The 24,956-nt window shown below is 64.2% G+C and carries 22 protein-coding genes and 1 pseudogene; 11 read left to right on the top strand and 12 right to left on the bottom strand.

What is annotated here, in order from left to right:
- Nucleotides 1-51 precede the first annotated feature (51 nt).
- Complete coding sequence (locus AYJ54_RS23490) at nucleotides 52-1,191, bottom strand: IS481 family transposase (protein WP_063696331.1); 1,140 nt, start codon at nucleotides 1,189-1,191, stop codon at nucleotides 52-54.
- A 202-nt stretch (nucleotides 1,192-1,393) separates the two neighbouring features.
- Between AYJ54_RS23490 and AYJ54_RS23485 the strand changes: the two genes are divergently transcribed.
- The 4 genes from AYJ54_RS23485 (at nucleotide 1,394) to ppc (ending at nucleotide 7,971) form a co-directional block, all read left to right on the top strand.
- Entirely contained in the window at nucleotides 1,394-2,938 is a 1,545-nt protein-coding gene (locus AYJ54_RS23485; protein WP_063702603.1) for an acyl-CoA synthetase, read from the top strand.
- 339 nt (nucleotides 2,939-3,277) lie between these two features.
- Nucleotides 3,278-4,375: a rhomboid family intramembrane serine protease gene (locus AYJ54_RS23480; protein WP_063702601.1), complete on the top strand. Its 1,098-nt coding sequence runs from the start codon at nucleotides 3,278-3,280 to the stop codon at nucleotides 4,373-4,375.
- Between the two features lie 243 nt (nucleotides 4,376-4,618).
- Nucleotides 4,619-5,023 (top strand): YccF domain-containing protein, encoded by a 405-nt coding sequence (locus tag AYJ54_RS23475; RefSeq protein WP_063702599.1) that lies wholly within the window; start codon nucleotides 4,619-4,621, stop codon nucleotides 5,021-5,023.
- Nucleotides 5,024-5,172: 149 nt separating this feature from the next.
- Nucleotides 5,173-7,971, top strand: coding sequence for a phosphoenolpyruvate carboxylase (gene ppc, locus AYJ54_RS23470; RefSeq protein WP_063702597.1), 2,799 nt, complete (start codon nucleotides 5,173-5,175; stop codon nucleotides 7,969-7,971).
- A 62-nt stretch (nucleotides 7,972-8,033) separates the two neighbouring features.
- Here the strand turns inward: ppc and AYJ54_RS23465 are convergent, their stop codons facing one another.
- The 4 genes from AYJ54_RS23465 to AYJ54_RS23450 all read right to left on the bottom strand — a co-directional run bounded on the left by AYJ54_RS23465 (nucleotide 8,034) and on the right by AYJ54_RS23450 (nucleotide 11,950).
- Nucleotides 8,034-9,206, bottom strand: a complete 1,173-nt coding sequence (locus AYJ54_RS23465) for an SMP-30/gluconolactonase/LRE family protein (RefSeq protein ID WP_063702609.1) — start codon at nucleotides 9,204-9,206, stop codon at nucleotides 8,034-8,036.
- Nucleotides 9,207-9,319: 113 nt separating this feature from the next.
- On the bottom strand, nucleotides 9,320-10,234 hold the full coding sequence (locus tag AYJ54_RS23460) for an SDR family oxidoreductase (RefSeq protein WP_063702595.1): 915 nt from the start codon (nucleotides 10,232-10,234) through the stop codon (nucleotides 9,320-9,322).
- 159 nt (nucleotides 10,235-10,393) lie between these two features.
- The gene (locus AYJ54_RS23455) at nucleotides 10,394-11,533 is read right to left on the bottom strand and encodes a thiolase C-terminal domain-containing protein (protein ID WP_063702593.1); all 1,140 of its coding nucleotides are present in this window, start codon (nucleotides 11,531-11,533) and stop codon (nucleotides 10,394-10,396) included.
- A 3-nt stretch (nucleotides 11,534-11,536) separates the two neighbouring features.
- Nucleotides 11,537-11,950: a Zn-ribbon domain-containing OB-fold protein gene (locus AYJ54_RS23450; protein WP_063702589.1), complete on the bottom strand. Its 414-nt coding sequence runs from the start codon at nucleotides 11,948-11,950 to the stop codon at nucleotides 11,537-11,539.
- A gap of 193 nt (nucleotides 11,951-12,143) precedes the next feature.
- Here AYJ54_RS23450 and AYJ54_RS23445 point away from each other — a divergent pair, with 193 nt between their 5' ends.
- The 4 genes from AYJ54_RS23445 (at nucleotide 12,144) to alkB (ending at nucleotide 15,738) form a co-directional block, all read left to right on the top strand.
- A complete protein-coding gene (locus AYJ54_RS23445; RefSeq protein WP_063702587.1) occupies nucleotides 12,144-13,493 on the top strand; it encodes an amidase in 1,350 nt (449 codons plus the stop codon).
- Nucleotides 13,486-14,172 (top strand): DUF2848 domain-containing protein, encoded by a 687-nt coding sequence (locus AYJ54_RS23440; RefSeq protein ID WP_063702585.1) that lies wholly within the window; start codon nucleotides 13,486-13,488, stop codon nucleotides 14,170-14,172. Before AYJ54_RS23445 ends, AYJ54_RS23440 begins: the two co-directional genes overlap by 8 nt.
- Nucleotides 14,173-14,328: 156 nt before the next feature.
- Entirely contained in the window at nucleotides 14,329-15,075 is a 747-nt protein-coding gene (locus tag AYJ54_RS23435; protein WP_063702583.1) for a 2OG-Fe(II) oxygenase, read from the top strand.
- Between the two features lie 9 nt (nucleotides 15,076-15,084).
- The gene (gene alkB, locus AYJ54_RS23430) at nucleotides 15,085-15,738 is read left to right on the top strand and encodes a DNA oxidative demethylase AlkB (RefSeq protein WP_063702581.1); all 654 of its coding nucleotides are present in this window, start codon (nucleotides 15,085-15,087) and stop codon (nucleotides 15,736-15,738) included.
- A gap of 22 nt (nucleotides 15,739-15,760) precedes the next feature.
- Here alkB and AYJ54_RS23425 read toward each other — a convergent pair whose 3' ends face one another.
- The 7 genes and pseudogenes from AYJ54_RS23425 to hpaH form a co-directional block, all read right to left on the bottom strand.
- Entirely contained in the window at nucleotides 15,761-17,386 is a 1,626-nt protein-coding gene (locus AYJ54_RS23425) for a thiamine pyrophosphate-dependent enzyme (RefSeq protein WP_063702579.1), read from the bottom strand.
- 25 nt (nucleotides 17,387-17,411) lie between these two features.
- Nucleotides 17,412-18,281 carry a fumarylacetoacetate hydrolase family protein gene (locus AYJ54_RS23420; protein ID WP_063702577.1) on the bottom strand — a complete coding sequence of 290 codons (870 nt, stop codon included), beginning with the start codon at nucleotides 18,279-18,281 and terminating at the stop codon, nucleotides 17,412-17,414.
- 3 nt (nucleotides 18,282-18,284) lie between these two features.
- Nucleotides 18,285-18,479: pseudogene (locus AYJ54_RS52660) on the bottom strand (3,4-dihydroxyphenylacetate 2,3-dioxygenase); the annotation flags it as partial.
- Between the two features lies 1 nt (nucleotide 18,480).
- Nucleotides 18,481-19,272 (bottom strand): 3,4-dihydroxyphenylacetate 2,3-dioxygenase (gene hpaD, locus AYJ54_RS23415; RefSeq protein ID WP_245329113.1); only part of this gene is annotated, 792 nt, incomplete at its 3' end.
- A gap of 128 nt (nucleotides 19,273-19,400) precedes the next feature.
- Nucleotides 19,401-20,939 (bottom strand): 5-carboxymethyl-2-hydroxymuconate semialdehyde dehydrogenase, encoded by a 1,539-nt coding sequence (gene hpaE / locus AYJ54_RS23410; protein WP_063702575.1) that lies wholly within the window; start codon nucleotides 20,937-20,939, stop codon nucleotides 19,401-19,403.
- Nucleotides 20,932-21,330 carry a 5-carboxymethyl-2-hydroxymuconate Delta-isomerase gene (locus tag AYJ54_RS23405; RefSeq protein WP_063702573.1) on the bottom strand — a complete coding sequence of 133 codons (399 nt, stop codon included), beginning with the start codon at nucleotides 21,328-21,330 and terminating at the stop codon, nucleotides 20,932-20,934. Before AYJ54_RS23405 ends, hpaE begins: the two co-directional genes overlap by 8 nt.
- 30 nt (nucleotides 21,331-21,360) lie before the next feature.
- Entirely contained in the window at nucleotides 21,361-22,167 is an 807-nt protein-coding gene (hpaH, locus tag AYJ54_RS23400) for a 2-oxo-hept-4-ene-1,7-dioate hydratase (protein ID WP_063702571.1), read from the bottom strand.
- A 114-nt stretch (nucleotides 22,168-22,281) separates the two neighbouring features.
- Between hpaH and hpaR the strand changes: the two genes are divergently transcribed.
- From hpaR to AYJ54_RS23385, 3 genes are all read left to right on the top strand, one after another.
- Nucleotides 22,282-22,800 carry a homoprotocatechuate degradation operon regulator HpaR gene (hpaR, locus tag AYJ54_RS23395; protein ID WP_063702569.1) on the top strand — a complete coding sequence of 173 codons (519 nt, stop codon included), beginning with the start codon at nucleotides 22,282-22,284 and terminating at the stop codon, nucleotides 22,798-22,800.
- Between the two features lie 162 nt (nucleotides 22,801-22,962).
- Nucleotides 22,963-24,048 carry a malate/lactate/ureidoglycolate dehydrogenase gene (locus tag AYJ54_RS23390; RefSeq protein ID WP_063702567.1) on the top strand — a complete coding sequence of 362 codons (1,086 nt, stop codon included), beginning with the start codon at nucleotides 22,963-22,965 and terminating at the stop codon, nucleotides 24,046-24,048.
- Between the two features lie 126 nt (nucleotides 24,049-24,174).
- The gene (locus tag AYJ54_RS23385; RefSeq protein WP_063702565.1) at nucleotides 24,175-24,951 is read left to right on the top strand and encodes an HpcH/HpaI aldolase family protein; all 777 of its coding nucleotides are present in this window, start codon (nucleotides 24,175-24,177) and stop codon (nucleotides 24,949-24,951) included.
- Nucleotides 24,952-24,956 lie beyond the last annotated feature (5 nt).

Genomic DNA, 24,956 nt, shown 5'->3' with positions numbered 1-24,956 from the left:
TGTGCGGACCGGGGACATGGGTAACACCGTTCGGAGACATGGGTAACACATTCATTTTGCATCACCTCGAAGATCGATGGATGCGATTTGATGGGCTCCGAAGTAGACGCCGAACTGACCATCCGTGGCGAGTGGCCTGATGGCCAGAAGCTCGCCCCGGAAGGCCTCCGGAACGCGCCAGCGCTGCTTGCCGAAGCGTAAGTTGGCCTTGAGCTGACTGGCCCTGCGCACGATTGCTCCTTCCTCGTACTCGGGCTCGGGCAGCTTGCTTGGCAATGAACGGGAGCTTGGCCGATACCGGTTCGCCGGGACGTCGTAGTCCAATGATTGGTGGGGCCGCTCGGTATTGTAGACGTGCCGCCAGCGGTCGAATGCCTTCTGCAAGTCGCGCGTGGTTCTGAACGTTGTCATGGACAGGACTTCGGTCTTCAGCGTGCGGTGGAAGCGCTCATTCTTTCCCTTGGTCTGAGGATGATAGGGGCGGGCATAGATGACGTCGACGCCCAGCTTGAGCAGCCAGACACGAAGTTTGGTCCATCGAACTTCGGAGCACGTGCCCCAGGGCACACCGTTATCGACCAGGAACGCATTGGGCAGGCCGTAGCGGCGAAACGTCCGTTCGAGATGCTGCTGGACCGTCTCACTTTGCTCGTTGGTGCAGGCCTGCAGGCACAAGGCATAACGGGAATGGTCGTCAACCATGGTGAGCGGGTGACACATCTGCCGGTCGCCCAGAGGGAAGCGTCCCTTGAAGTCCATCTGCCAGACGTCGTTAGGAGCCGGGTGTTCGAAGCGGATGTATTGCGCCGGCTGTGCAGGCGGCGGGACGCGCTCATGCCGGGCTAGAATCGCGTGGACCGTCGAGGCCGCAGGCACGCTCTTCTGCCGATCCTCCAGGCGACGGCGAATCTTGCGGGCGCCCCATGTCGGATGCGCGTCTCGTACCTCCAAGACGGCCGCTTCGATCGCCTCCGCGCTTCGCGCCGGAGAGACATGCGGCCGCCGCGACTGGTCCTGAGCCCAATCCTTCTCGACGGCCTCTGCCGCGGTCGCCCTAGCCAGCCACTTGTACGCGGTCCTCGGACTGATCCCGAAGCGACGGCACAGCTCCCGCCGGTTCACGTCCGCCTGCCGGAACAATCGAACGAACTCTTTCCTCTGGTCCATGAGTGACACCTCGCGCCACGGCATGTCGGCCCTCCCAAGCCTTCCATGCCGTCGATGTGTTACCCATGTCTCCGAACGGTGTTACCCATGTCCCCGGTCCGCACACTTTGTCCCGGCCATCCACATTCTTGGCCAAGGCGACGGAGCAAGGGCGTGGATCACGTGGACAAGCCCTGTAATGACGAAATAACTGGCACCGTCGCTAAACAACAAAGAAAACCAACAAATGAGCGAAACGTCCCAATTCCACGGCATCGTCTCCGGCGAGCGCCTCCGTTCCCATGCCGATGTCGCCAATCGCGCCGATCGCATCGCGAGCGGCCTTGCCACGATCGGTGTCAGGCAGGGCGATTGCGTCTGCATGCTCATGCGCAACGACATCGCCTTCCTGGAGGCCGCCTACGCGGCGATGCGCCTGGGCGCCTATGGCGTGCCGATCAACTGGCACTTCAAGCCGGAGGAGATCAACTACATCCTGAAGGACTCCGGCACTGCCGTCCTGATTGCGCATGCCGACATGCTGCACTCCTTGCGCGATGCGATCCCCAAGGGCGTCACGGTGCTCAGCGTGCCGACGCCGCCGGAGATCCTCGTCACCTACAAGATCGATCGGGATCATCTGACGACACCGGACTTCGCGATCGATTTCGAGTCATGGCTCGCGCAATTCCAGCCCTATGACGGCCCGGTCGTGCCGCAGCCCATGAACATGATCTACACGTCAGGCACGACCGGTCATCCCAAGGGTGTGCGGCGCAGTGCGCCGACGCCGGAGCAGGTCGCTGCCGGCGAGCGCATGCGTGCGTTGATCTACGGGCTGAAGCCCGGCGCCCGCGCGCTGCTGCCGGGGCCGCTCTATCACTCCGCGCCGAACTCGTTCGGCATCCGCGCAGGGCGCCTCGGCGGCGCGCTGGTGCTGATGCCGCGATTCGAGGCGGAAGAGTTTCTGGAGCTGATCGAGCGCTTTGAGATCGATACCATCTTCATGGTGCCGACCATGTTCATCCGCCTGATGAAGCTGCCGGAGAAGGTGCGCAAGCAATACGACGTCTCCTCGTTGCGCCACGTCATCCACGCCGCCGCGCCATGTCCGGCGGACGTCAAGCGCGCCATGATCGAGTGGTGGGGGCCGGTGATCTACGAATTCTACGGCTCGACCGAGTCCGGCGCCGTCACCTTCGCGACCTCCGAGGACGCGCTGAAGAAACCCGGCACTGTCGGAAAGATCTCGCCCGGCGCGGAGCTGCGTTTCCTCGGTGAGGATGGGCGCGTGCTGCCTGCTGGTGAGATCGGCGAGATCTATTCGCGCATGGCGCAGAATGCGGACTTCACCTACCACAACAAGCCGGAGAAGCGCGCCGAGATCGACCGCGACGGTTTCATCACTTCCGGCGATGTCGGTTACATCGATGAGGACGGTTACGTCTTCATCTGCGACCGCAAGCGCGACATGGTGATCTCGGGCGGCGTCAACATCTATCCTGCGGAAATCGAGTCCGTGCTGCATGCCGTGGCCGGCGTGCATGATTGCGCGGTGTTCGGCATCCCCGACACCGAGTTCGGCGAGGCGCTGATGGCTGTGGTCGAGCCGCAAACCGGTATCAGGCTCGATGCTGCCGACATCCGCGCGCGGCTGAAGGCCTCGCTCGCCGACTACAAGGTGCCGAAACACATCGAGATCCGCACCCAGCTGCCGCGCGAAGATTCCGGCAAGATCTTCAAACGCCGCCTGCGCGATCCCTATTGGGAGCAGGCGGGACGGAAGATCTGACGCGGGCGGCGTGATCGGTAGCCGGGGTGAGCGGAGCGATACCCGGGACAATCCCCGGATGTCGCCACGCTCATCCGGCTACGAGTGGCCTTCATGGAAAAGTGCGAGCCGACGTTCGAGGGGCGGTAGGCCCACTCCCGTGGCCCGGACGGAGCGCAGCGCGATCTTGGGCCGTGTCGCAAGCTACCGAGTGGAGCGATGTGAGGCCGGCTCTGCGCCGCAACGCTCGAGGCGTTGCCTCGCCTCCGGACATGAGACCGCGCTCTTGCACGCAGGAGTAGCAATCATGGAGCGGCTCGGCTAGGTTGCGGTGCTCACCTCATTCGTTTGCGATGATCCATGGCCATATACCGCACCAACCCTGGCTTCTTCGAAGCCCCTCACGCAGCACTCTATGTCGTGATGACGGCGACGGTTCTGGCGTCGGGCCTTTGCCTCATTCAGTCGGGCGGTGGTTCGTCGGCGCCGGCCGAACTGCTGTTTCGCTACGGCGGGATGTATTCAGGCGCGTTGCCGCGGCATGAGTACTGGCGGTTGTTCGCCTATGGCTTCCTTCACGTCAATTTCGTTCACCTCACGACCAACATGCTGTGTCTCGTTCTGTGGGGCGGACATCTCGAGAAGCGGGTCGGGTCGGCCTATTTCCTCATCATCTATTTCTGCGCGATGGTGCTCGGCGCCATCATCGGCAACGCCATTCATGCGACCTCTTACCTGTCGGTAGGCGCGTCCGGCGCCACGTCAGGCATCCTGGGGGCGCTGCTCTGCCTGTGGGTTCTCGGCAAGCTCGACCTCAGATTCGACTTCTTCGCCATCAATATCGGATTGAACGTGGCCTTTGCGATCAGCAATTCGCGCATCGACTGGGGCGTGCACCTCGGCGGCTTTGCTGCCGGCCTGATCGCCTGCGCGCTGCTCGACCTCGTCGAGAAGGCGAATGCCTATGCGCTTCGCTGCAAGTTTCCGGAAGCCGTGAAGGTCAACCTCACTCTGCTGGCCTGCGTAGCCGGCCTCTGGTTTTGGACAAGTCAGGCGCAGGCCATGGTCTTGGGGGTTTCGGGATGGGGCGCGGCCGTCGTTTTTGCCGCTGCGTGTGGCGCTATCGTCAAGCTGGTCGATGTCGGGCTCTCCATGAAGAAGGGGCTCGCGATCGTCGTGACAGCGCTTGCCGGCGCAAACGCGGTCGGTGTGTTGCTTGGCGGGTGGGCTGTCGCGTCCTCGGCGTGCGTGGCGCGCTGGCCGAGCGGGCTCTTACCGCTCGACAATCTTCTCGGAGCATTCTGTTCGAGCCCGGTTATTGTAACCGGATTGACCTCGTTTGGCGCCGTCGCACTGACGCTTTGGATTTGCTCAACGGAGATCCTCCGCGGGATCGAAGATGTGGGATTTGTCGGCGCTTCGCTTCGCGCCGAACGCAGCCGGCGCCAAGGACTTTGATCCGTACGAGACGACTGGCTCAGGAAAGAAATCTGAGTCAATGACCGTAGTTGATCTTTCCGCTCGCGGTGCAGGCCTGCAAGCACATGATGGGCGCGCGCCTGAACGAGACGTTCGCCGATCGCAGCAGCGAAATAACGAGAAGGGACAATTCCCGGCATCGCCGGCAGCAGATATCGAGCTGTCTTCGCAGCGACGGTTTTCGAGCTTATACAAGCAGGGTCATTGACGGTGGATTATCCCATGGCTCCGGTTTCGCTCCTGCTCAACTTGCTCTGGATTCTCATCGGCGGCGCCTGGATGGCGTTCGGTTGGCTGGTGGCTTCCGTCATCATGGCCATCACCATCGTCGGCCTGCCCTGGGCGCGGGCGGCGTTCAACATCGCCGTCTACACTCTCCTGCCGTTCGGCTCGAAGGCGGTACGGCGCGACGAGGTCACCGGCGAGAGCGATATCGGCACCGGCCCGCTCGGGATGCTCGGCAATATCGTCTGGTTATTGCTCGCCGGGTGGTGGCTGGCGCTCGGCCACTTCGTCACCGCAGTGATCCTCGCGATCACCATCATCGGCATCCCGTTCGCCTGGGCCCATCTGAAGCTCGCGGGCATTGCGCTCTGGCCGATCGGAAAGGTGATTGTGCCAGCCTAAAGAAGCGGCCGGCCACCGCGTTCGCCGGGACGACAGCGGACGATTTGGCCCAGCCCCGTCCCTCAGTGTGCACCGCCCCCAAGTTCACCTTGCGCTGCGGCAAAAAAATTGCACACTCGGCCCGACCGGGCAGCTTTTGGGAGCGAGCAATGTCCCTCCAGACCGTATCCTCCGACACCGCCGACCAACGCCCCAACCGTCCCGAGGACGCCCAGGCGCTGGAGGCCGATGCGCGGCTGCGGGACGACATCCGCCTGCTTGGGCGCATCCTGGGCGATACCGTGCGCGACCAGGAGGGCGCCGACGTGTTCGACCTGGTCGAGCTCATCCGGCAGACCTCGATCCGGTTCCACCGCGACGAGGACCGGCTCGCCCGCCGTGAGCTCGAGCAGATCCTCGACGGCATGTCGACCTCCGAGACGGTGCGGATCGTCCGCGCCTTCAGCTATTTCTCCCATCTCGCCAACATCGCCGAGGACCAGAACAACATCCGCCAGATGCGCGCCCGCGGGGCAGCGAAAAGCGGTGGCTCCGGTGTGCTGGCTGAGACGCTGTCACATGCGAAGGACGCCGGCATCAGCGCCGAAGAGCTGCGCCGTTTCTTCAAGGAGGCCCTCGTCAGCCCAGTCCTGACCGCGCACCCGACTGAGGTCCGCCGCAAGAGCACCATGGATCGCGAGATGGAGATCGCGGCACTGCTCGATCGCCGCGAGCGGCTTGCCATGACAGCGGAGGAGGCCGCGGCCAGCGACGAGCAGCTCCGCCGCGAGGTCCTGACGCTGTGGCAGACGAACCTGTTGCGCCGGACCAAGCTCAACGTGCTCGACGAGGTCGGCAACGGCCTATCGTTCTATGATTACACCTTCCTCCACGAGGTGCCGCGGCTGGTCAACGCACTGGAGGACCGGCTGGAGGAGGGCGGCGAGCAGGCGGCGGCCGAGCTCGCCTCGTTCCTGCGCATGGGGAGCTGGATTGGCGGCGACCGCGACGGCAATCCCTTCGTCACCGCCGACGTGATGCGCGGCACGCTGCGGCTCCAGTCGAGCCGGGTGATGCAGTTCTATCTGAACGAGCTGCACGTGCTCGGCTCCGAGCTGTCGATCGCCGCGCACCTCGCCGACGTCTCTGAAGAGCTGCGCGCGCTCGCCGAGCGTTCACCCGACACCTCGCCGCATCGGAGCGGCGAGCCCTATCGCCTCGCGGTCTCCGGTATCTATGCCCGCCTCACGGCGACCGCTGAAAAGCTCGAGGTCGAGATCACGCGGCGTCCGGTCGGCAAGGACGCGCCCTACGAGGGCGTGAAGGAGCTGCAGGCCGATCTCGACGTGTTGCACCGCTCGCTGATCGCAAACAACGCTCGCGTCATCGCGCGCGGCCGGCTGCGGCTGCTGCGGCGCGCGGTCGATTGCTTCGGCTTCCACCTGGCGCGACTTGACATCCGCCAGAACTCCGCCGTGCACGAGCGCACGATCGCCGAGCTGTTTGATGCGGCCAATCCCGGCATGTCCTATCTCGCGCTCGGCGAGGAGGCGCGCATCGCGCTGCTCACCAACGAGTTGCGAAGCACCCGTTCGCTGGTCTCGCAATTCGTCAAGTACAGCGACGAGACCATGGGCGAGCTTGCCGTGTTCCACGCTGCGGCGGAGGCGCACGCCAAATTCGGCTCTGATGCCATCCCCCAATGCATCATCTCGATGTGCAAGGGCATGTCCGACATGCTCGAGGTGGCGGTGCTGCTTAAGGAGGTCGGCCTCGTCAATCCGTCGGGCCGCAGTGCCATCAACATCGTGCCGCTGTTCGAGACCATCGAGGACTTGCAGGCATCAAGCGGCATCATGGACCGCATGCTGGCGCTGCACGACTACCGCCGTCTCGTCGACAGCCGCGGCAGCGTGCAGGAGGTGATGCTCGGCTATTCCGACAGCAACAAGGATGGCGGCTTCGTCACCTCGGGCTGGGAGCTCTACAAGGCCGAGATCGGGCTCGTCGAAGTGTTCGAGCGCCACAGCGTGCGTCTGCGCCTGTTCCACGGCCGCGGCGGCTCGGTCGGCCGCGGCGGCGGGCCGAGCTACGACGCGATCGTCGCGCAGCCCGGTGGTGCGGTGAACGGCCAGATCCGCATCACCGAGCAGGGCGAGATCATCTCCTCGAAATATTCCAATGCCGAGGTCGGCCGCAACAATCTGGAAATCCTTGCCGCAGCGACGCTGGAGGCAAGCCTTCTGCATCCGCGCCAGAGCGCGCCGCGACGCGAATATCTGACCGCGATGGATGAATTGTCGAGCCTTGCCTTCAAGGCCTATCGCGGCCTCGTCTACGAGACCGACGGCTTCGTCGATTACTTCTGGGCGTCCACCGTCATCAACGAGATCGCGACGCTCAACATCGGCAGCCGCCCGGCATCGCGCAAGAAGACCCGCACCATCGAGGATCTCCGCGCGATTCCCTGGGTGTTCTCCTGGGCGCAATGCCGCCTGATGCTGCCGGGCTGGTACGGCTTTGGCAGCGCGGTCGAAACCTGGATCGCGGAACATCCCGAGAAGGGGATGCCGTTCCTGAAAGAGCTCTACCGCGACTGGCCGTTCTTCCGCATGCTGCTGTCGAACATGGACATGGTGCTTGCCAAGAGCTCGATCGCGATCGCCTCGCGCTATGCCGAACTCGTGCCGGATGAAGCTCTGCGCGAAAAGATTTTTGGCCGCATACGCCGCGAATGGCATTCCTGCATCGAGACGCTCTTGGACATCATGGGCCAGGACCGGCTGCTCCAGGGCAACCCGCTGCTGGAGCGCTCGGTGCGCCACCGCTTCCCCTATCTCGACCCGCTCAACCACGTGCAGGTCGAGCTCTTGAAGGAGCACCGCGCGCAGAACCCGGACGAGCAGGTGCTGCGCGGGATTCAGCTCACGATCAACGGCATCTCGGCGGGGCTGAGAAATACGGGTTGATGAGGCGAATGGCGAGTAGCGAATAGAGTCCTGTTCGCCGCCCGCCACTCTCCCTTCGTGTCTCAAGGCTTCATCGCGCCTTGCACACTCGTGTACACCGCATACAGCGAGGTCGAGCCGCAGATGTAGAGCCGGTTGCGCTGTTGGCCGCCGAAGCACAAGTTGGCGACCGTCTCGGGAATGTGGATCTTGCCGAGCAGCTCGCCTTGCGGCGTATAGCAGCGCACGCCGTCCTCGTTGGGATCGCCCCAGCCCACAGAGCACCAGATGCGCCCGGCGGTGTCAGCGCGCATTCCGTCAGTAATGCTGGGCTTTGGCATTTCCGCGAAGACCTTGCTGTTCGACAGCTTTCCGGCTGCCACATCCACGTCGAACACGCGGATATGCGACGGGTTGTCCGGCCCATCTGTGAAGCCGGTATCGAGGACATAGAGCTTCTTCTCGTCAGGCGAGAAGGTAATGCCGTTGGGCTCCACGAAGTCATCGACGACGACCTTGATGTCACCGGATTTCGGATCGACCCGGTAGACGTTATGCTTTTCCTGCTCAGGTTCGGCCTTGATGCCCTCATAGTAGCCGCCGATGCCGTAGATTGGATCGGTGAACCAGATCGAACCATCGGCAGCGACAACCACATCGTTCGGCGAGTTCAGTCTCTTGCCATTGTACTTGTCGGCGATGATGGTGATCGAGCCGTCGAGTTCGGTCCGGGTGACCCGTCGGCCGCTATGTTCGCAAGTGATCAAGCGACCTTCGCGATCAATGGTGTTGCCGTTCGAGTTCATCGATGGCTGGCGGTATACGCTCAGGTGACCATCATCCTCGCAGAAGCGCATGATGCGGTTGTTGGGAATGTCGCTGAACAACACATAGCGCCCAGCGGGGAAGTAGACCGGGCCTTCGGCCCAGCGCATCCCGGTTGCGACACGCTCAACCGCCATGGTGCCGGCGAAGGCCGGAAAACCGGAGGGCCCGAACGATGGCGGCCCCTTCTTGGCGGATTCCAGATGGGAGTCCGGATAACGGCTGCCGGGCAGCGGTCCCAAGGGCAGCGGCCCAGTCGACCTCGTCGGAGCACCCGTTTGGCCAAGTGGAGCTACGGTCGCCGCAGAGGCTTGCGAAGCCATCACGGTCGATGCCGCAAGCACTGCTGCACCTTTCAGCAATCCGCGGCGATCGACAGATTTGGCTCTGTCTTCGCCTTCGTGATGGGAATAGGTCAGTGGTTTTGTCATGGTCTCCTCCCGCTTTTGTTGGGAGGACAGCATCGACCCGCAATCTGGCATAAAGCAAGGCGATCTCCGGCCGGACAACCCGAGATCGCAACGCAACAACAGCTCGGATCGGGCTAGACGGGATCCCAGGTGAAGATGTCGGCCGAACGGTCGAGCTTGTAGAACGAGCCCTTGAGCGCCGGCATCGCATGTTCCGCGATCGACTGCGGCGTCCAGCCGTCGCTGCTCTGCACCGAGCGCAGTGGACGATTCTGGCTGAACAGGAAGATCTCGTTCATGCGCACGCCGAAGATCTGCCCTGTGACGTCCTTGGCGGCATCCGAGAGCAGATAGGCGCAGACCGGCGCGATCTTCTCCGGTCCCATCTGCTTGATCTTCTCGACGCGCGCCTTCTCGGCTTCGGTCTCGGTCGGGATGGTGCCGATCATGCGGGTCCAGGCGAAAGGCGAGACGCAGTTGGAACGGACGTTGAAGCGGCCCATGTCGAGCGCGATCGACTTCGACAGGCCGACAATGCCGAGCTTGGCGGCGGCGTAGTTGGCCTGGCCAAAATTGCCGATCAGGCCCGAAGTCGACGTGAAGTGCACGAAGGAGCCGCTCTCCTGCTCGCGGAAAATCCGCGCCGCGGCGTGGGAGACGTAGAACGAGCCCATCAGGTGCACCTTGATGACGGCCTCGAAGGCTTCCACGCTCATCTTGTGGAAGATCATGTCGCGTAAGATGCCGGCATTGTTGACCACGCCGTCGAGCCGGCCGAAATGATCGGTCGCGGTCTTCACGATCTTGCTCGCGGGAATCGCTTCCGCGACCGACTCGAAGTTGGCGACCGCGGTGCCGCCGCGCTTCTTGATCTCCTCGACCACCTCCTCAGCCGGTGCAGCGCTCGAACCGGCGCCGTCCGACGCGCCGCCGGGATCGTTGACGACGACCTTGGCGCCCTCCGCGGCGCAGAGCAGCGCGATCTCGCGGCCGATGCCGCGGCCGGCGCCGGTGACGATGATGACCTTGTCTTGCAGTGATTTCGTCATGTGGGTTCTCCGCTATCGATTCAATTTCCGGCGTCATTCCGGGGCGCGCCTCTTGGCGCGAGCTATGATGCGCAATTGCGCATCTGAGAATCCATACTCCCGATCGTGGTTATGGATTCCGGGCTCGTCGCTTGCGCGACGCCCCGGAATGACAGGTGGTTACCTCTCGTTCGTAAACACGATCGTGCCGGATGCTGCGAACATGCCGCCGACGCCGTGGCACACCGAAATCTTCGCTTTCGCCACCTGAGCCGGCGCAATGCCGCGCATCTGACGCACGCTCTCCTGGAGCGCGTACATCCCGTACATGCCCGAATGCATGTAGGAGAGGCCGCCGCCATTGGTGTTGAGCGGCAGCTTGCCGCCGGGCCGGGTGTTGCCGTCGGCGATGAACTTGCCGGTCTCTTCATACGGCATGAAGCCGAGGTCGCCGAGGCCGAACAGCGGCAGGTGCGCAAACGCATCGTAGATCATGAGATGGTCGACGTCCTTGTGCGCGATGCCGGCCTCCTTGAAGGCGAGGGGGCCGGCGACCTTGAAGGCGCGCGAGGAGTTGAAGGTCTCCATCTGGCTGACCATCGGCGTCTCGACGCTCTCGCCGGTGCCCATGATGTAGACGGGCTTCCTCGGAAAGTCCTTGGCGCGGTCGGCCGAGGTCAGGATCAGCGCGCCGCCGCCGTCGGTGACGAGGCAGCACTGCAGCAGCCGGAACGGGTAGGCGATCATGCGCGAGTTGAGGACGTCGGCAACCGTGATCGGGTCCTTCATCATCGCGCGCGGATTCTTCGCCGCCCATTCCCGCTGCACCACCGCGACCGAGGCGAGCTGCTCATGGGTGATGCCATAGGTCTTCATGAAGCGCAGCACGGGGATCGGGAACATGCTGGGCGGGCCGTAGACGCCGAACGGCGCCTCGAACTGGCCCTGCAGGCTGTCGGCGGGGATCGAGCGCGGCAGCTTGCCGATCATCGACTTGCCGCTCTCGGCATGCGTGATCAGCACCGTCTTGCACAGGCCCGCCTCTATCGCCGCGGCGGCGTGGCGGACGTGCAGCATGAAGGAACAGCCGCCGACCGAGGTACCGTCCACCCAGGTCGGCGTGATGCCGAGATAATGGCAGACCTGCTGCGGCGTCTCGACCGCGGTGGCGAAGCCGTCGATGTCGGACAACTTCAGCTCGGCATCGGCAATGGCATTGAGCGCCGCATCCGCGTGGAGCTGGAGCTGCGACATATTGGGGATGACGCCGAGTTCGGTGGTCTCGGCCGCGCCGACGACGGCAACCTGGTTCCTGCGCATGGCCTATCCCTTCGCCGGACGGAAGACGGGGAGGGTGATGTTGTCGTCGAGCTTCTGGAAGGCAACCTCGAGCTTCATGTCGAGTTCGAGCGCCTCAGGCGTCTGCGGGCTGTCGATGATGTTGCTCATCATCCGCGGCCCTTCGTCGAGCTCGACCACCGCGATCGCGTAAGGCGGCGTGAAGCCGGGCGCGGCCGGACGATGGTTGATCACGTAGCTGTAGAGGAAACCCTTGCCGCTCGCCTTGAAGATGCTGACCTTGCGCGAGGCGCAGGACGGGCAGAACGGGCGCGGCGGGAAGTAGACATGCGCGCAGGCGTCGCAGCGCTGCAGGCGCAGTTCGCCCGCTTTCGTGCCCTCCCAGAAATGCTGGGTTTCCGGCGTCGGTTTCGGTCGCGCACGCTGCGGTTCGGCCATGTCGGCAAGTCCTCCCGAGGCATTTCTTCGAAAGGCTTGGGCTTGACGCCCGCCTCTTTCGATCTTGATGCGACAATTGACTATGGCGCGTCAACGGTCCAGCAACGCACGCGCATGCCATCATGCGCACAATGCTTGTGTCGAACTGAGCCAGCGCGATAGATTGCGTGCGCCAATATTCCGTGAGACAGACATGCCCAATTTCCCGACACTGGCAAAGCTTGCCGAAGACCTCGAAAGCGGCCGCACGACCTCCCGCAAGCTGGTCGAGGACTGCATCGCCAGGATCGCCGACCCCGGCGGCGAGGGTCAGCTCGCCTTCATCCATGTCGACAAGGACGCGGCGCTCGCGACTGCGGACGCGATGGATACCTTGCGCAAGGCCAAGGCTGCGCCGTCGCGCTATGCCGGTATCCCGATCTCGATCAAGGATCTCTTCGACATCAAGGGCCAGACGACGCGCGCCGGCTCCCGCGCGCTCGATGATTCCGATTCGGCGGAGCACGATGCGGCGGCGGTTGCGCGGTTGCGCCAGGCCGGCTTCGTCCTGATCGGGCGGACCAACATGACCGAGTTCGCCTATTCCGGCATCGGCATCAATCCGCACTATGGCACGCCGAAGGGCGCCTGGAACCGGGCTGTGGGCCATGTGCCCGGCGGCTCGTCCTCCGGCGCGGCCGTATCCGTGCTGGACGGGATGGCACATGGCGCACTCGGCACCGACACCGGTGGCTCCTGCCGGATTCCCGCCGCCTATAACGGCATCGTCGGCTTCAAGCCGACGCAGCGCCGCGTGCCGCTCGACGGCGCGGTGCCGCTGTCGTTCTCGCTCGACAGCATCGGGCCCTTGGCGCGATCGGTCAGTTGCTGTGCTATACTCGATGCGGTGCTGGCGAACGAGCCTATCGTTGCGTTGAGGCCGCGGCCTGTGAAGGGTATGCGCCTTGCGGTGCCGACCACGATCGCGCTCGATGATCTCGACGCGGCGGTGGCGGAGACGTTCGAGCGCTCGCTGAAGGCACTCGCCGATCATGGCGCCAGCATCGAGCGCATCGAGATGGCGGAATTCCACGACATCGGCCCGATGAACGCCAAGGGCGGCTTTGCCGCGGCCGAGAGCTTCGCCTGGCACCGCTATCTCATCACGGCCAAGGGCGACGTCTATGATCCCCGCGTCTTCGTGCGCATCATGCGCGGCGAGGCGCAGAGTGCGGCCGACTATATCGACCTCCTCAACGAGCGCCGCTCGCTGATCGCGCGCGTCAATGCGCGCATTGCACCCTATGACGCGCTGGTGCTGCCGACCACTGCCAACACGCCGCCGAAGATCGCCGATCTCGCCGACGACAAGGCGTTCACCACCGCGAACCTGCGCTCCTTGCGCAATTGCACCCTGATCAACATGATCGACGGCTGCGCCATCTCGCTGCCTGCGCATCGCGAGGGCGACGTGCCCGTCGGCCTGATGCTGGCGGGTGCGGGCGGATCGGATCATCGCATTTTCGAACTTGCTGCCGGCATGGAGGCCGTGATCCGTGTTTGACCTGACTTTCACCGTGGACGCCCAGGACGCGACAACACCGCTGACGCTCGCGATCGACCAGGCCGTGATCGCCGGCTGGACCGGCCGCGATCCCGTCGCGCGCGACAAGCACATCGCGGAACTGGAGGCGGTCGGCATCGCGCGGCCGGCCTCGACGCCGATCTACTACCGTGTCTCGGCGCGGCGGTTGACCATGGAAGACAGCATCGAGTGCTGCGGCGGCGATTCCTCCGGCGAGGTCGAGTTCGTGCTGATCGGATGGCAGGGCCGCATCTTCGTCGGTTGCGGTTCCGACCACACCGACCGCAAGGTCGAGGCCTATAACGTCACGGTCTCGAAGCAGATGTGCGACAAGGTGGTCGCGCCGACCCTGTGGGAACTCGAGGAGGTCGTCAATCACTGGGACAAGATGATCCTGCGCTCCTACGCCTGGATCAAAGGCGAGCGGGTGCTCTACCAGGAGGGCACGCTGGACGCGATGCTGCCGGTCGACGAACTGATCGCGCGCGGCTTCGACGGCAAGAAGCTGCCCGACGGCTGCGCCATGTTCGGCGGCACCTTCGCCGCCAAGGGCGGCATCCGCCCCGCCGACCGTTTCGAGTTCGAGCTGGAGGATCCTGTGCTGAAACGAGCGATCCGGCATGCGTACGATGTGACCACGTTGCCGGTGTTGGGCTGATGTATCCCGACCGTCATTGCGAGGAGCGATAGCGACGAAGCAATCCAGACTGGTTCCGCGGTGGGATTCTGGATTGCTTCGCTTCGCTCGCAATGACGGAGAAGTCGTCGGAAATCGGGTGGCGGAGGGCGGAGCGGTCTTGCGAAAGTCGTGACCATGACAGCAACAGCACGCAAATCATCTCATTCGCCATCCGTCGACCTTGCCGCCCGCGTCGACGGCCTCGACTGGGCGCTGATTACCAATGAACTCGACTCCCAGGGCTGCGCCGTCCTGAAGGGCTTACTCACGCCGGACGAATGCCGCGACGTAGCCGCGCTCTATCCGGACGATGCCCACTTCCGCAGCCGCATCGTGATGGGCCGCCACGGTTTTGGCCGAGGCGAGTACAAATATTTCGCCTATCCGCTTCCCGACCTCATCGCGCAGTTGCGCCCGGCGCTCTACGCGCATCTGCACGGCGTCGCCAATCGCTGGAACGAGGCGATGGGGATCGACGTCCGCTATCCCGCCGCGCATTCAGCCTTCCTCAAGCGCTGCCATGAGGCGGGCCAGAGCCGGCCGACACCGCTGCTGCTGCAATACGAGGCCGGCGACTATAACTGCCTGCACCAGGACCTCTACGGCGAGCATGTGTTCCCGATCCAGGTCGCGTTCTTGCTCTCGGAGCCGGGACGCGACTTTACCGGCGGCGAGTTCGTACTGACCGAGCAGCGCCCACGCATGCAATCCCGCGCAGAAGTCGTGCCGTTGACGCAGGGCGATGCGGTGGCCTTTGCCGTGCATCATCGTCCGGTGCAGGGGACACGCGGCACTTATCGGGTTAATCTGCGCCACGGCGTGAGCCGGCTTCGATCCGGCCAGCGCCACACGCTGGGTGTGATCTTCCATGATGCCAAGTGAGCGCAGCTATTGACGGCGGATTTGTTCGACAGCGTTGCTGAGGCGCAGCCGTCGCGTGAGCAGATCGCTGATGGCGCTGTGTTGCTGCGCGGCTTCGCCAAGCCGATCGAGAGTGGACTGATCGCGGCGGTGCGCGCGATCGTGGCGCAGTCGCCGTTTCGGCGGATGACCACGCCCGGTGGCTATCAGATGTCGGTGGCGATGACCAATTGCGGTGAGCGCGGCTGGATCACCGATCACACCGGCTATCGCTATGATCCGATCGATCCGCGCTCCGATACGCCGTGGCCCGCGATGCCGCTCGTGTTCCGCGATCTGGCCCGCCGTGCGGCGGAGCAGGGCGGGTTCACCGGCTTCGCGCCCGATGCATGCCTCGTTAATCGTTACGAGCCCGGCACGCGGCTGTCGCTGCATCAGGACAAGGATGAGCTGGATTTCTCCGCGCCGATCGTCTCGGTTTCGCTTGGCCTGCCCGCGATCTTCCTGTTCGGCGGCATGGCGCGCAGCGACAAGCCGCGCCGCTTCCGGCTCGTGCATGGCGACGTTGTGGTCTGGGGTGGGCCATCCCGGCTCGCCTATCATGGCGTCGCGCCGCTCGCCGACGGCGAGCACGCGCTACTCGGCCGGCAGCGCATCAATCTGACGTTTCGCAGGACGCGCTAATCTATCTCCTCATCCTGAGGAGCTACGGCTTCGGCGGGTGAATGAACGCCCAGGGGCTGACTTCGGAGTCCCGCGGCACCTCGACCGAGATCAGATACGGTCCGGCATGGGCGAGCGCCTTCTCCAGCGCGGTCTTGAAATGATCCGGCGACGTTACGCGCGACGCAGCTACGCCAAAGGACTCCGCGAGCTTGACGAAATCAGGGTTGACGAGGTCGGACGCCACCACGCGGCCGTCAAAACGCTCGCGCTGGTCGCGGCGGACGTTGCCATAGGCGTTGTTGTTGAACACCAGCGTCACCACGCCGATGTTGAACTGCACGGCGGTGGCAAGCTCCTGCACGCCGAACATGAAGCCGCCGTCGCCGGTGATCGCCACCACCGGCTTGTCGGGATTGGCGACCTTGGCCCCTAACGCGGTCGGGAAACCCGAGCCGAGCGTACCCTGGTAGCCGGAGGTGATGAAGGTGCGCGGCTCGTAGATCGGAAAGCCGTACCAGGACGCGAAGCCGACCTGCGACAATTCATCGGTGACGATCGCGTTCGCGGGCAGCACCTCGCGCAGGATGTTCAGATACGCCATCTGCGGCTGGATGCGCTGGATATCGGCTTGCGCTGATGCCGTAGCCTCGCGGATCGCGGCGCGACGGCCGGCGGACTTGCTGTAACCGGCCTTGCGTACGGCAGCGGCGAGATCGGCGGTCGCGGCCTTGGCATCGGCGATGATGGCTGCATCCGAGAAGAAGCGCCGCATCTCGACAGGATCGATGTCGATGCGGATGCTCTTCAGCCCCTCGGGGCGATAGGGCCAGCGCGACATGGTCGGCAGCTCGAGCCGCGAACCGATGCCGATCATGAGGTCGGTCTTCGGCCACAGCTTGTAAGCGGCCGCCATGGTCAGTCCGAGTTCATGCGCGTTGGAGACGATGCCGCGTCCGCTGCGGAAAGCGACCACAGGCGCATCGATCATCTCGGCGAGCTCGAGGATTTCTTCGCGCGCCTCGATCGCGCCGCTGCCGACGAAGATCATTGGCGTTGTGCTCGCCTTGATCAGCGCGGCCGCCTGCTTCACGAGATCGGGATCGGGTTGCGGCGCAGGCAGGGGCTCCAGCACTTTTGCGGCGGTCGTGTCCGCGCGCTGGGTAAAGATATCCCAGGGCATTTCGACCGAGGCGGGACCGCGGCGGCCCGACATCATCTCCTGGAAGGCGCGTGCCACGACCGTGGGCGCATTGCCGGGGTATTCGATCCGCTCCGCCCATTTCACATAGGTGCGCAACGTCGCGAGCTGGTCCGGCATCTCGTGCAGGTGACCGCGGCCCTTGCCCAAGAACTGCGTCGGCACCTGGCCGGTGACGCACAGTACCGGCTCGTTGCAGCCGAACGCGGTGAGCAGCGCGGCGCTGGCATTGAGCACGCCGGGGCCGGGCACCACGCTGAACACACCGGGCCTGCCGCTGGAGCGCGCATAACCGAACGCCATGTAGCCGCAGGCCTGTTCGTGCCGCGCGCCGATCACCTTGAGCTGGGCCTGATGGAAGGCGTCGAACAGGCCATAGACCTGCGCGCCGGGCAGGCCGAACACGGTGTCGACGCCATGCGCGACAAGGCCGCTTACGATCGCTTCGCCGCCGGTGAGGGTGGTCATTGCATCATTCCATACGTTTCGTTGATCAGGCTTCGTCGACGACGCCGTTGCGCAAAGTTCCGATGCCCTCAGCCTCGACCTCGATGACATCGCCAGGCTTTAGGTACCGCGGCGGATCGAACCGCGCGCCGGCGCCGGTCGGCGTGCCCGTGACGATGATGTCGCCGGGAACGAGCGTTGCGAAGGTCGAGATGTAGTTGATGAGGTAGCGGAACGGAAAGATCAGTCGGCCGGTAGAGTCATCCTGGCGCAACTCGCCATTGACGCGCGTGGTCAGGCGCATGTCGGCGATCTGCGATTCCTGCGTGTAGGGCACGAGCCACGGACCGAGGCTGCCGCTGGAGTCGAAATTCTTGCCCTGGGTGACGTTGAACTTTGCGTGGCGCAGCCAGTCGCGCACGGAGCCTTCGTTGCAAAGGGTCAGTGCCGCGATGTGGTCGAGCGCGGCGCTTTCCGGAATGTGCCGGCCGGTCTTGCCGATCACCAGCACGATCTCGCCTTCATAGTCGAGCTGCGCGGAGGCGCGCGGGCGCACTAGCGGCGTATCGTGGCCGACGAAGGAGCGCGGCGAGCGCATGAACATGCTCGGATATTTCGGCGCGTCCTGCCCGTCCTTGTACTCGGCGTTGCGGTCGGGATAGTTGACGCCGATGCAGATGATTTTTTCCGGCGCCGGCACCGGCGGCAGCCAGGTGATGTCGGCGAGTCCATGATCCGGCGCGCGCCCGGCGGCTTCCTCGGCAAGGCTGGAGAGCTTACCGGCCGCAATCACCTCGCGCAGCGTCGGATAGTCCTTCGCGTGGCGTGCTGAGAGATCGACGATGCCGCCGTCGACGACGGCGCCATATCGGGTCGTACCCTTGACGGAATAGGTAGCGAGGCGAGGCAGCGTCATTGTTCAGTCCGCCACCAGCACGTCGGCCACGAATTTCGGCTCGCGCACGGCCTGGCCCGTGAACGGCGAGCCCTGCTCGAACCAGGAGCGCGGGGCCGGCGCGCCCCACAGCGTCTGGCGGCGCGGATCGCGCAGCGACCAGCGCAGCGGCTCGTGGTCGTGATCGCCGGTAAAATAGTCGCTGGTGTAGAGCTCGAGNGAGCCGATGGCCATCGGGATCGCGGACGTAGAGGAAGAACGCGTTCGAGATGCCGTGGCGGCCGGGGCCGCGCTCGAGGTTCTTGACGAAGCCTGAGGAGGCCATCACGTCGCAGAGATGGATGATGTTCATCGCCGTCGGCGTCCAGTAGGCGAAGTGGTGCAGCCGCGGGCCCTTGCCGTTGGTGATGGCGAAGTCGTGGACATTGCCCTTGCGATGCATCCAGGCGGCCGCGATGCGTCCGTTCGGGCCATCCTCCTCGGCATATTCGGTGAGGCGGAAGCCGAGCCGCGCGTAGAAATCGACGGTGTCCTGCACCTCGGCTGCAAAGACGTTGAAATGGTCGAGCCGCTGCGGGTGACAGCCCTTGTAGAGGTCGTAGCGGCGCAAGAGGTGGGGCCGCCGGTCCATCGAGGCGTAGAGCTCGATCTGGAAGCCGAAGGGATCGGTGAACTGCAGCGTGCGGCCCTGGAACGGCTGGTCAACGAACGCATAGGCGAGGCCGTTCTCGGAGAGGAACGCCGCCGCCTTGTCGAGATCCTTCTCGTTGCCGACCTTGAAGCCGAGCCGGTTGCAGGCCGGCACCGCCGCTTTGCGCAGTACGAGCGAGTGGTGCTGATGCTCTTCGGCGCCGCGCAGGTAGACGACGTTGTCGTCGGCATCCTCGACATGCAGGCCGACGGTGGTCTCGTAGAACTCGCGGCTGAGCTTCAGGTCCGTCACGTCGAGCACGGCGTGGCTCGAGCGGATGATGTTGAACGGCGGCTCGAAGACGTGTTGCGGTACGGGCATTGCGGTTCCCCTCGGATTTGTCATTCCGGGGAGGCTCGAAGAGCCGAACCCGGAATCCATCGCGCAGCAGAGTTGGTGGATGATTGGATTCCGGGTTCGTGCTTCGCACGCTCCGGAATGACGAAGCGTTACACTCCCAGTTTCTGAATCTTGTGCGTGCCCCGCGCGAGCGAGACGTGTTTTGTTTCCATGTAGAAGTCGAACGAGTAGTCGCCGCCGTCGCGGCCGATGCCGCTGGCCTTCATGCCGCCGAACGGCGTCGGCAGATGGCGGACGTTCTCCGAGTTCAGCCAGATCATGCCGGCTTCGAGTGCGTCCGCGACGCGCAGTGCGCGGCCCATGTCGTTGGTCCAGACATAGCCGGTGAGGCCATAGCGGATGTCGTTGGCGATCTCGACCGCATCCGCCTCGTCGCGGAAGGGCAGGACGGTGAGGAAGGGGCCGAACACCTCCTCCTGCGCCACGCGCATCTTGCCGTTCGCGCCGGTGACCAAGGTGGGCTCGACGTAATGTCCGCCGCCCGGACCGTCATAGGCCTTGCCGCCGACTGCGATCACCGCACCGTCCTGGCGCGCGACGTCGAAATAGGAACAGACCTTTGCCAGATGCCGCTCGTGGATCAGCGGCCCGATCTCGGTTGAGGGATCGAGGGGATGGCCGACCTTCAAGGCCTTCACTCGCGCCGTCAGCTTCTCGATGAATTTATCCGCGATGCTCGCCTGGATCAGCAGGCGGCTCGATGAGGTGCAGCGCTCGCCATTGAGCGAGTAGATCATGAACACGACGGCATCGAGCGCGCGGTCGAGGTCGGCGTCGTCGAACACGATCACCGGGTTCTTGCCGCCGAGCTCGAAATGCACGCGCTTCAACGTCGGCGCGCCCTGCTTCATGATCGCCGAGCCAGTCGCGCTTTCGCCGACGAAGCCGATCGCCTTGATCGCGGGATGTTCGGTCAGGGCCTTGCCGGCCTCTTCGCCAAAACCGTGCACGGTGTTGAGGACGCCATCGGGAACGCCGGCTTCCCTGACGAGTTTTGCCAGCATATCCGCTGTCACCGGCGACCATTCGGCCGGCTTGTGCACGACAGTGCAGCCGGCGGCGAGAGCCGGAGCGATCTTCCAGGTCGAGAGCATGAACGGCGTGTTCCACGGCGTAATCACGCCGACGGGACCGATCGGCACGCGCGTCGAGATGTTCCAGTGCTCCTCGCTCGGCGTGTTGAGGCCGTCGCGCGCCTCGGCGCATTTGTCAGCGAAAAAGCGGAAGTTCTCGGCGGCGCGGATCGCGGCCTTGGCCATGAAGCGATAGGCCTGCCCGGTGTCGATGCATTCGAGCACGGCGATGTCGTCTGCGTTGTCCTCGATCGCGTCGGCGACCCGGTGCAGCAGCTTGCGCCGCATCGCAGGTCCCATGTCGCGCCAGGACTTGAAGGCGAGGGCGGCGGCGGTGGCCGCGCGATCGATATCCTCGGCATCGCCGCGCGCCACGCTCGCGAGCGCCGCGCCGTCGACGGGCGATTTCGTCTCGAACGTCTCGCCGGAGATCGAGGCTACGGTCTTGCCGTCAATCATGTGACCGATGCCGTCGGCGCGGAGCTTTTTCAGGAGCGGCGCGACACGATCGCGGTTGGCCTGGAACACGTCGGCTTTCGGCGTGGGCTTATCCATGTGCAGCCTCCACTTTTAGGGCATCGTGGATGTTGTTGCGCTTCCAGCTCGTCTCCTTGTCGTTGATCTGCATGTCGAACGACAGGGCGAACTTGCTGGCGGCGAAGACGGGGTCGAGATGTCGGGAGAGCACCTGGAAGACGTGCTCGCCGGCCTTTTTGCGGGTCGGCAGGTCGCGGCCCTCGCCGATGCGCAGCACCATGTCGAGGAAGCCATAATCTTGCCGGGCGTCGGCGATCGCATAATGCTCGCACCTGACAGCGCGCACGCGGATGCCGCCGAGCGGGAAGATGCCTGTCTCCACCGCCGCCTTGCGCACGACCTCGCACACCGCACTCATGTCGAGGCGGTCATCGAGATTCGCCGAATATTCGATCGTGAAATGCGGCATGGCGGTTTCACTCCCTGTCTTTTTCGTTTGTCAGGCGAAGTAGCAGCTCACCGAGCCGTAGGCGCCATAGTCAGCCTGAATTGTGTCGCCCTTGCGGGTCTCGATCGGACGGATGAAGGAGCCGGCGAGCACCACCTGACCGGGCTCCAACGCAAGGCCGAACGGGGCGATCTTGTTGGCAAGCCATGCGACTGCGGTTGCCGGATGATTGAGCACGCCGGCGGCAAGACCGGTTTCCTCGAGCTGGCCGTTCTTGAAGCAGAGCGCGCCGATCCAGCGCAGGTCGGTCTCCAGGGGGCGGATCGGCCGCCCGCCGAGCACGATGCCGGCATTCGCCGCATTGTCGGCGATGGTGTCGAAGAGTTTTCGCGTTGCCTTGGTCCTGGGATCGACGCGCTCGATCCGCGTATCCAAAATCTCCAGCGCGGGCACCACGAAGTCGGTGGCGTTGAGCACGTCGAACATCGTGCAGTTCGGCCCAGTGAGGCGCTTGCTCATGATGAAGGCGAGCTCAGCCTCCACACGCGTTGCGATGAAGCGGTCGGTCGGGACGAGCCCGCCGTCGGCAAAGAACATGTCGTCGAGCAGCACGCCGGAATCGGGCTCGTCGATGTTGAGCGCGCTCTGCATCGCCTTCGAGGTCAGGCCGATCTTGTGGCCTTTGACGATGCGGCCCTCGGCGAGCTTGAGGTCGACCCACGCCTTCTGAATCGCGTAAGCATCGTCGATGGTGATGCCGGGGAAGTCCTGCGAGAGCTGCCGGATCTGCATGCGGGTCTTCTCCGCCTGGTGCAGACGGTTCGCGGAGGTCAGAATATCGTCGTTGGAAAGCGCCATCTGTGATCTTACAAATCGTGGTGCCGGGAGATACTTAACATGTTAAGTGAATGCGTCAAACACAATTCTGGCTTGCTGCACTGCAAACTTTTTGCGGTTTGAAGGCGGGGTAATATGGCGAAGAGATCGGCCGATCCATCGAACGGAAGCGCGCCTGCCGCCCGGCAGGTGCCGATGCGCGACTTCTCGCGCTCGCTGCCGATGTCGCTCTTGAGGGCACGCGAAGCGGTGATGCGGCAGTTCCGCCCCTCGCTGCGCCAGCACGGTCTCACCGAGCAGCAGTGGCGCATCCTGCGCGCTCTCGCCGCCATCGAGGCGGTCGAGGTCACGGAACTGGCGCGCACGGCGTTTCTCCTGGGACCCAGCCTGTCGCGCATCCTGCGCGATCTCGAGGCGCGGCACCTGATCGAACGCAAGACAGCGAAGGCGGATCAGCGCCGCAGCATGGTCTCGATCTCGGAGAAGGGCGTGAAGCTGATGGCCTCCGTCGCGCCGTCCTCGGAAGCCATCTATGCCGAGATCACGCGGCGCTACGGGGCACGCAAGCTCGCCGAGTTGCAGGAGATGCTGGGCGAGCTCGAGCAGAGTCTCGCAGGGCTTGGCGCAGGCGACGAAGCAATAGCCGAGGAGTGAAAGCAGATATGCGCGTGCGCACGGCAACGGCCATGGACATCTGCGCGTTTTTTCGCTCAAAGTGCCGGTCAAGCCGATCCGTGCAAAATCGGCGCCGGGATGGATGATGCCGTATGAAGCGCGGCCTCCGCTGGGAACGAGGTTGAGGCAAATAGACCCGTTATGGTCACCATTCAGGTTCAGAGGCTGATCGACTTCGTCTCGGAGGTCTTTGCGCATGCGGAGTCGTCGCCGGAGGAAGCCAGGCGCATCGCCACCTATCTGACGACGGCAAATCTGACGGGCCATGACAGCCACGGCGTGATCCGCGTGCCGGTCTACATCCGCTGGCAGAAGACCGGCTCGGTCGTGCCCAACCAGAACGCCGAAATCGTACTCGATACGCCTTCGCTCGCGGTGGTCGATGGCAAGTTCGGCTACGGCCAGACGGTGACGCCGCAGGCGGTGAAAATCGGCATCGAGAAATGCAGGAAGGCGGGTCTTGCTGCCGTCGCGCTGCGCAATGCAGGTCATATCGGCCGCGTCGGCGACTGGGCCGAGATGGCGGCCGCAGAAGGCCTCGTCTCGGTTCATTTCGTCAATGCCGCGGGCTCGCTTCTGGTCGCGCCGTTCGGGGGTGTCGAGAAGCGGCTATCGACCGCACCCTATTGCGTCGGCATTCCGCGTCCCGGGCAGGATCCGATCGTGCTCGATTTTGCGACCTCGGTCGTCGCCGAGGGTAAGGTGCTGGTGGCAAGCCGCGGCGGCAAGAAGCTGCCGAAGGGCGCCCTGGTCGATTCCGACGGCAGCTTGAGCGAGGATCCGGCCGTGCTCTACGGGCCCTACACAGCGGAAGGTCCGCGCGATCACACCAAGGGAACGGGCGCGATCCGCGCGTTTGGCGAGCATAAGGGATCGGGGCTCGCGTTCATGTGCGAGCTGCTTGGCGGCGCGCTGACCGGAACCGGCGCCACCTCGGGCGGCCGCCGCTTCGCCAACGGCATGCTGGCCTTCTATGTCGATCCCAAGGTGATCGACACCTCCAGTCTTTTCGACGACGAAGTGTCGCGCTATGTCGACTTCATCCGGGCGACCAAGCCGGTGGCCGGTGTCGAGCAGGTCTTGATCCCCGGCGATTCCGAAAGGAAGACCCGGGCCGAGCGCACGAAGAACGGCGTGCCCTTGCCGGATGACACCTGGGCGGCGATAGTGGCCACCGCCCGCGACGTCGGCGTCAGCGAGGTGAGCATTCAGAGGGCGATGAGCTGAGACAATTTCGTCATTGCGAAAGCGTGGGCTCCGGGGCAATCCAGAATCTCGCAGCGGAGAGATTCCGGATTATTTCGCGCCGCTCGTAAGTGACGGCGGCATTGGCCAACAGGGAAGGAAGGCAACGTGGCGAACAAAGTCAAAGAAATCTGGAAGTCGGGCAAGGCCGTGGTCAACGCGTGGCTCGCGATTCCCTCCGGCTTCTCGGCCGAGATGGTCGCGCAATGCGGTTTCGACAGCGTCACCGTCGACATGCAGCATGGCGTGCAGGACTATCTGTCGATGGTCCAGTGCTTCCAGGCCATGGACAAGCATCCGATTACCCCGATGGTGCGCGTGCCCTGGAACGAGCCCGGCATTATCGGCAAGGTGCTCGATGGCGGTGCCTATGGCGTGATCTGCCCGATGGTCAACACGCCACAGGAAGCGCGGAACCTCGTCTCCTATTCCAAGTACCCGCCGAAGGGCGTGCGCTCCAACGGCCCGATCCGTGCCGGCATGTACGGCACCGCGGGCTCCTACCAGAAGACGGCGAACGACGAGATCGTGCTGCTGCCGATGATGGAGACCAGGACCGCGGTCGAGAACATGGAGGCGATCCTCGATGTCGAGGGCATCGACGGCGTCTATATCGGGCCGTCCGATCTCGGCTTCTCCTACGGGCTCGAGCCGAAGCTCGACCGCACCGAGCCGGAGATCCTCGCGATCTACGAGAAGATCATCAAGGAATGCGGCAAGCGCGGCCTCAACCCGGGCATCCATTGCAGCGGCGCTGAAGGCGCGGCGCGCGCGATCAACATGGGGTTCAAGCTGGTGACGCTCTCGAACGAGGTCGGCCTGATGGCGACCTACGCGAAAATGCAGGTCAACCAGACCCGGAAGGATTCCGCCGGCAAGGCGTAAAGCGC

The organism is Bradyrhizobium centrolobii, from assembly GCF_001641635.1.
Lineage (GTDB): Bacteria > Pseudomonadota > Alphaproteobacteria > Rhizobiales > Xanthobacteraceae > Bradyrhizobium > Bradyrhizobium centrolobii.
This window is presented reverse-complemented; position numbering and strand designations above follow the sequence as displayed.

Excerpts from the sequence above, each read along its gene's own strand:
- AYJ54_RS23490 (WP_063696331.1), bottom strand. The coding sequence starts at position 1,191 with ATGCCGTGGCGCGAGGTGTCACTCATGGACCAGAGGAAAGAGTTCGTT.
- AYJ54_RS23485 (WP_063702603.1), top strand. The coding sequence starts at position 1,394 with ATGAGCGAAACGTCCCAATTCCACGGCATCGTCTCCGGCGAGCGCCTC.
- AYJ54_RS23480 (WP_063702601.1), top strand. The coding sequence starts at position 3,278 with ATGGCCATATACCGCACCAACCCTGGCTTCTTCGAAGCCCCTCACGCA.
- AYJ54_RS23475 (WP_063702599.1), top strand. The coding sequence starts at position 4,619 with ATGGCTCCGGTTTCGCTCCTGCTCAACTTGCTCTGGATTCTCATCGGC.
- ppc (WP_063702597.1), top strand. The coding sequence starts at position 5,173 with ATGTCCCTCCAGACCGTATCCTCCGACACCGCCGACCAACGCCCCAAC.
- AYJ54_RS23465 (WP_063702609.1), bottom strand. The coding sequence starts at position 9,206 with ATGACAAAACCACTGACCTATTCCCATCACGAAGGCGAAGACAGAGCC.
- AYJ54_RS23460 (WP_063702595.1), bottom strand. The coding sequence starts at position 10,234 with ATGACGAAATCACTGCAAGACAAGGTCATCATCGTCACCGGCGCCGGC.
- AYJ54_RS23455 (WP_063702593.1), bottom strand. The coding sequence starts at position 11,533 with ATGCGCAGGAACCAGGTTGCCGTCGTCGGCGCGGCCGAGACCACCGAA.
- AYJ54_RS23450 (WP_063702589.1), bottom strand. The coding sequence starts at position 11,950 with ATGGCCGAACCGCAGCGTGCGCGACCGAAACCGACGCCGGAAACCCAG.
- AYJ54_RS23445 (WP_063702587.1), top strand. The coding sequence starts at position 12,144 with ATGCCCAATTTCCCGACACTGGCAAAGCTTGCCGAAGACCTCGAAAGC.
- AYJ54_RS23435 (WP_063702583.1), top strand. The coding sequence starts at position 14,329 with ATGACAGCAACAGCACGCAAATCATCTCATTCGCCATCCGTCGACCTT.
- AYJ54_RS23425 (WP_063702579.1), bottom strand. The coding sequence starts at position 17,386 with ATGACCACCCTCACCGGCGGCGAAGCGATCGTAAGCGGCCTTGTCGCG.
- AYJ54_RS23420 (WP_063702577.1), bottom strand. The coding sequence starts at position 18,281 with ATGACGCTGCCTCGCCTCGCTACCTATTCCGTCAAGGGTACGACCCGA.
- hpaE (WP_063702575.1), bottom strand. The coding sequence starts at position 20,939 with ATGGATAAGCCCACGCCGAAAGCCGACGTGTTCCAGGCCAACCGCGAT.
- AYJ54_RS23405 (WP_063702573.1), bottom strand. The coding sequence starts at position 21,330 with ATGCCGCATTTCACGATCGAATATTCGGCGAATCTCGATGACCGCCTC.
- hpaH (WP_063702571.1), bottom strand. The coding sequence starts at position 22,167 with ATGGCGCTTTCCAACGACGATATTCTGACCTCCGCGAACCGTCTGCAC.
- hpaR (WP_063702569.1), top strand. The coding sequence starts at position 22,282 with ATGGCGAAGAGATCGGCCGATCCATCGAACGGAAGCGCGCCTGCCGCC.
- AYJ54_RS23390 (WP_063702567.1), top strand. The coding sequence starts at position 22,963 with ATGGTCACCATTCAGGTTCAGAGGCTGATCGACTTCGTCTCGGAGGTC.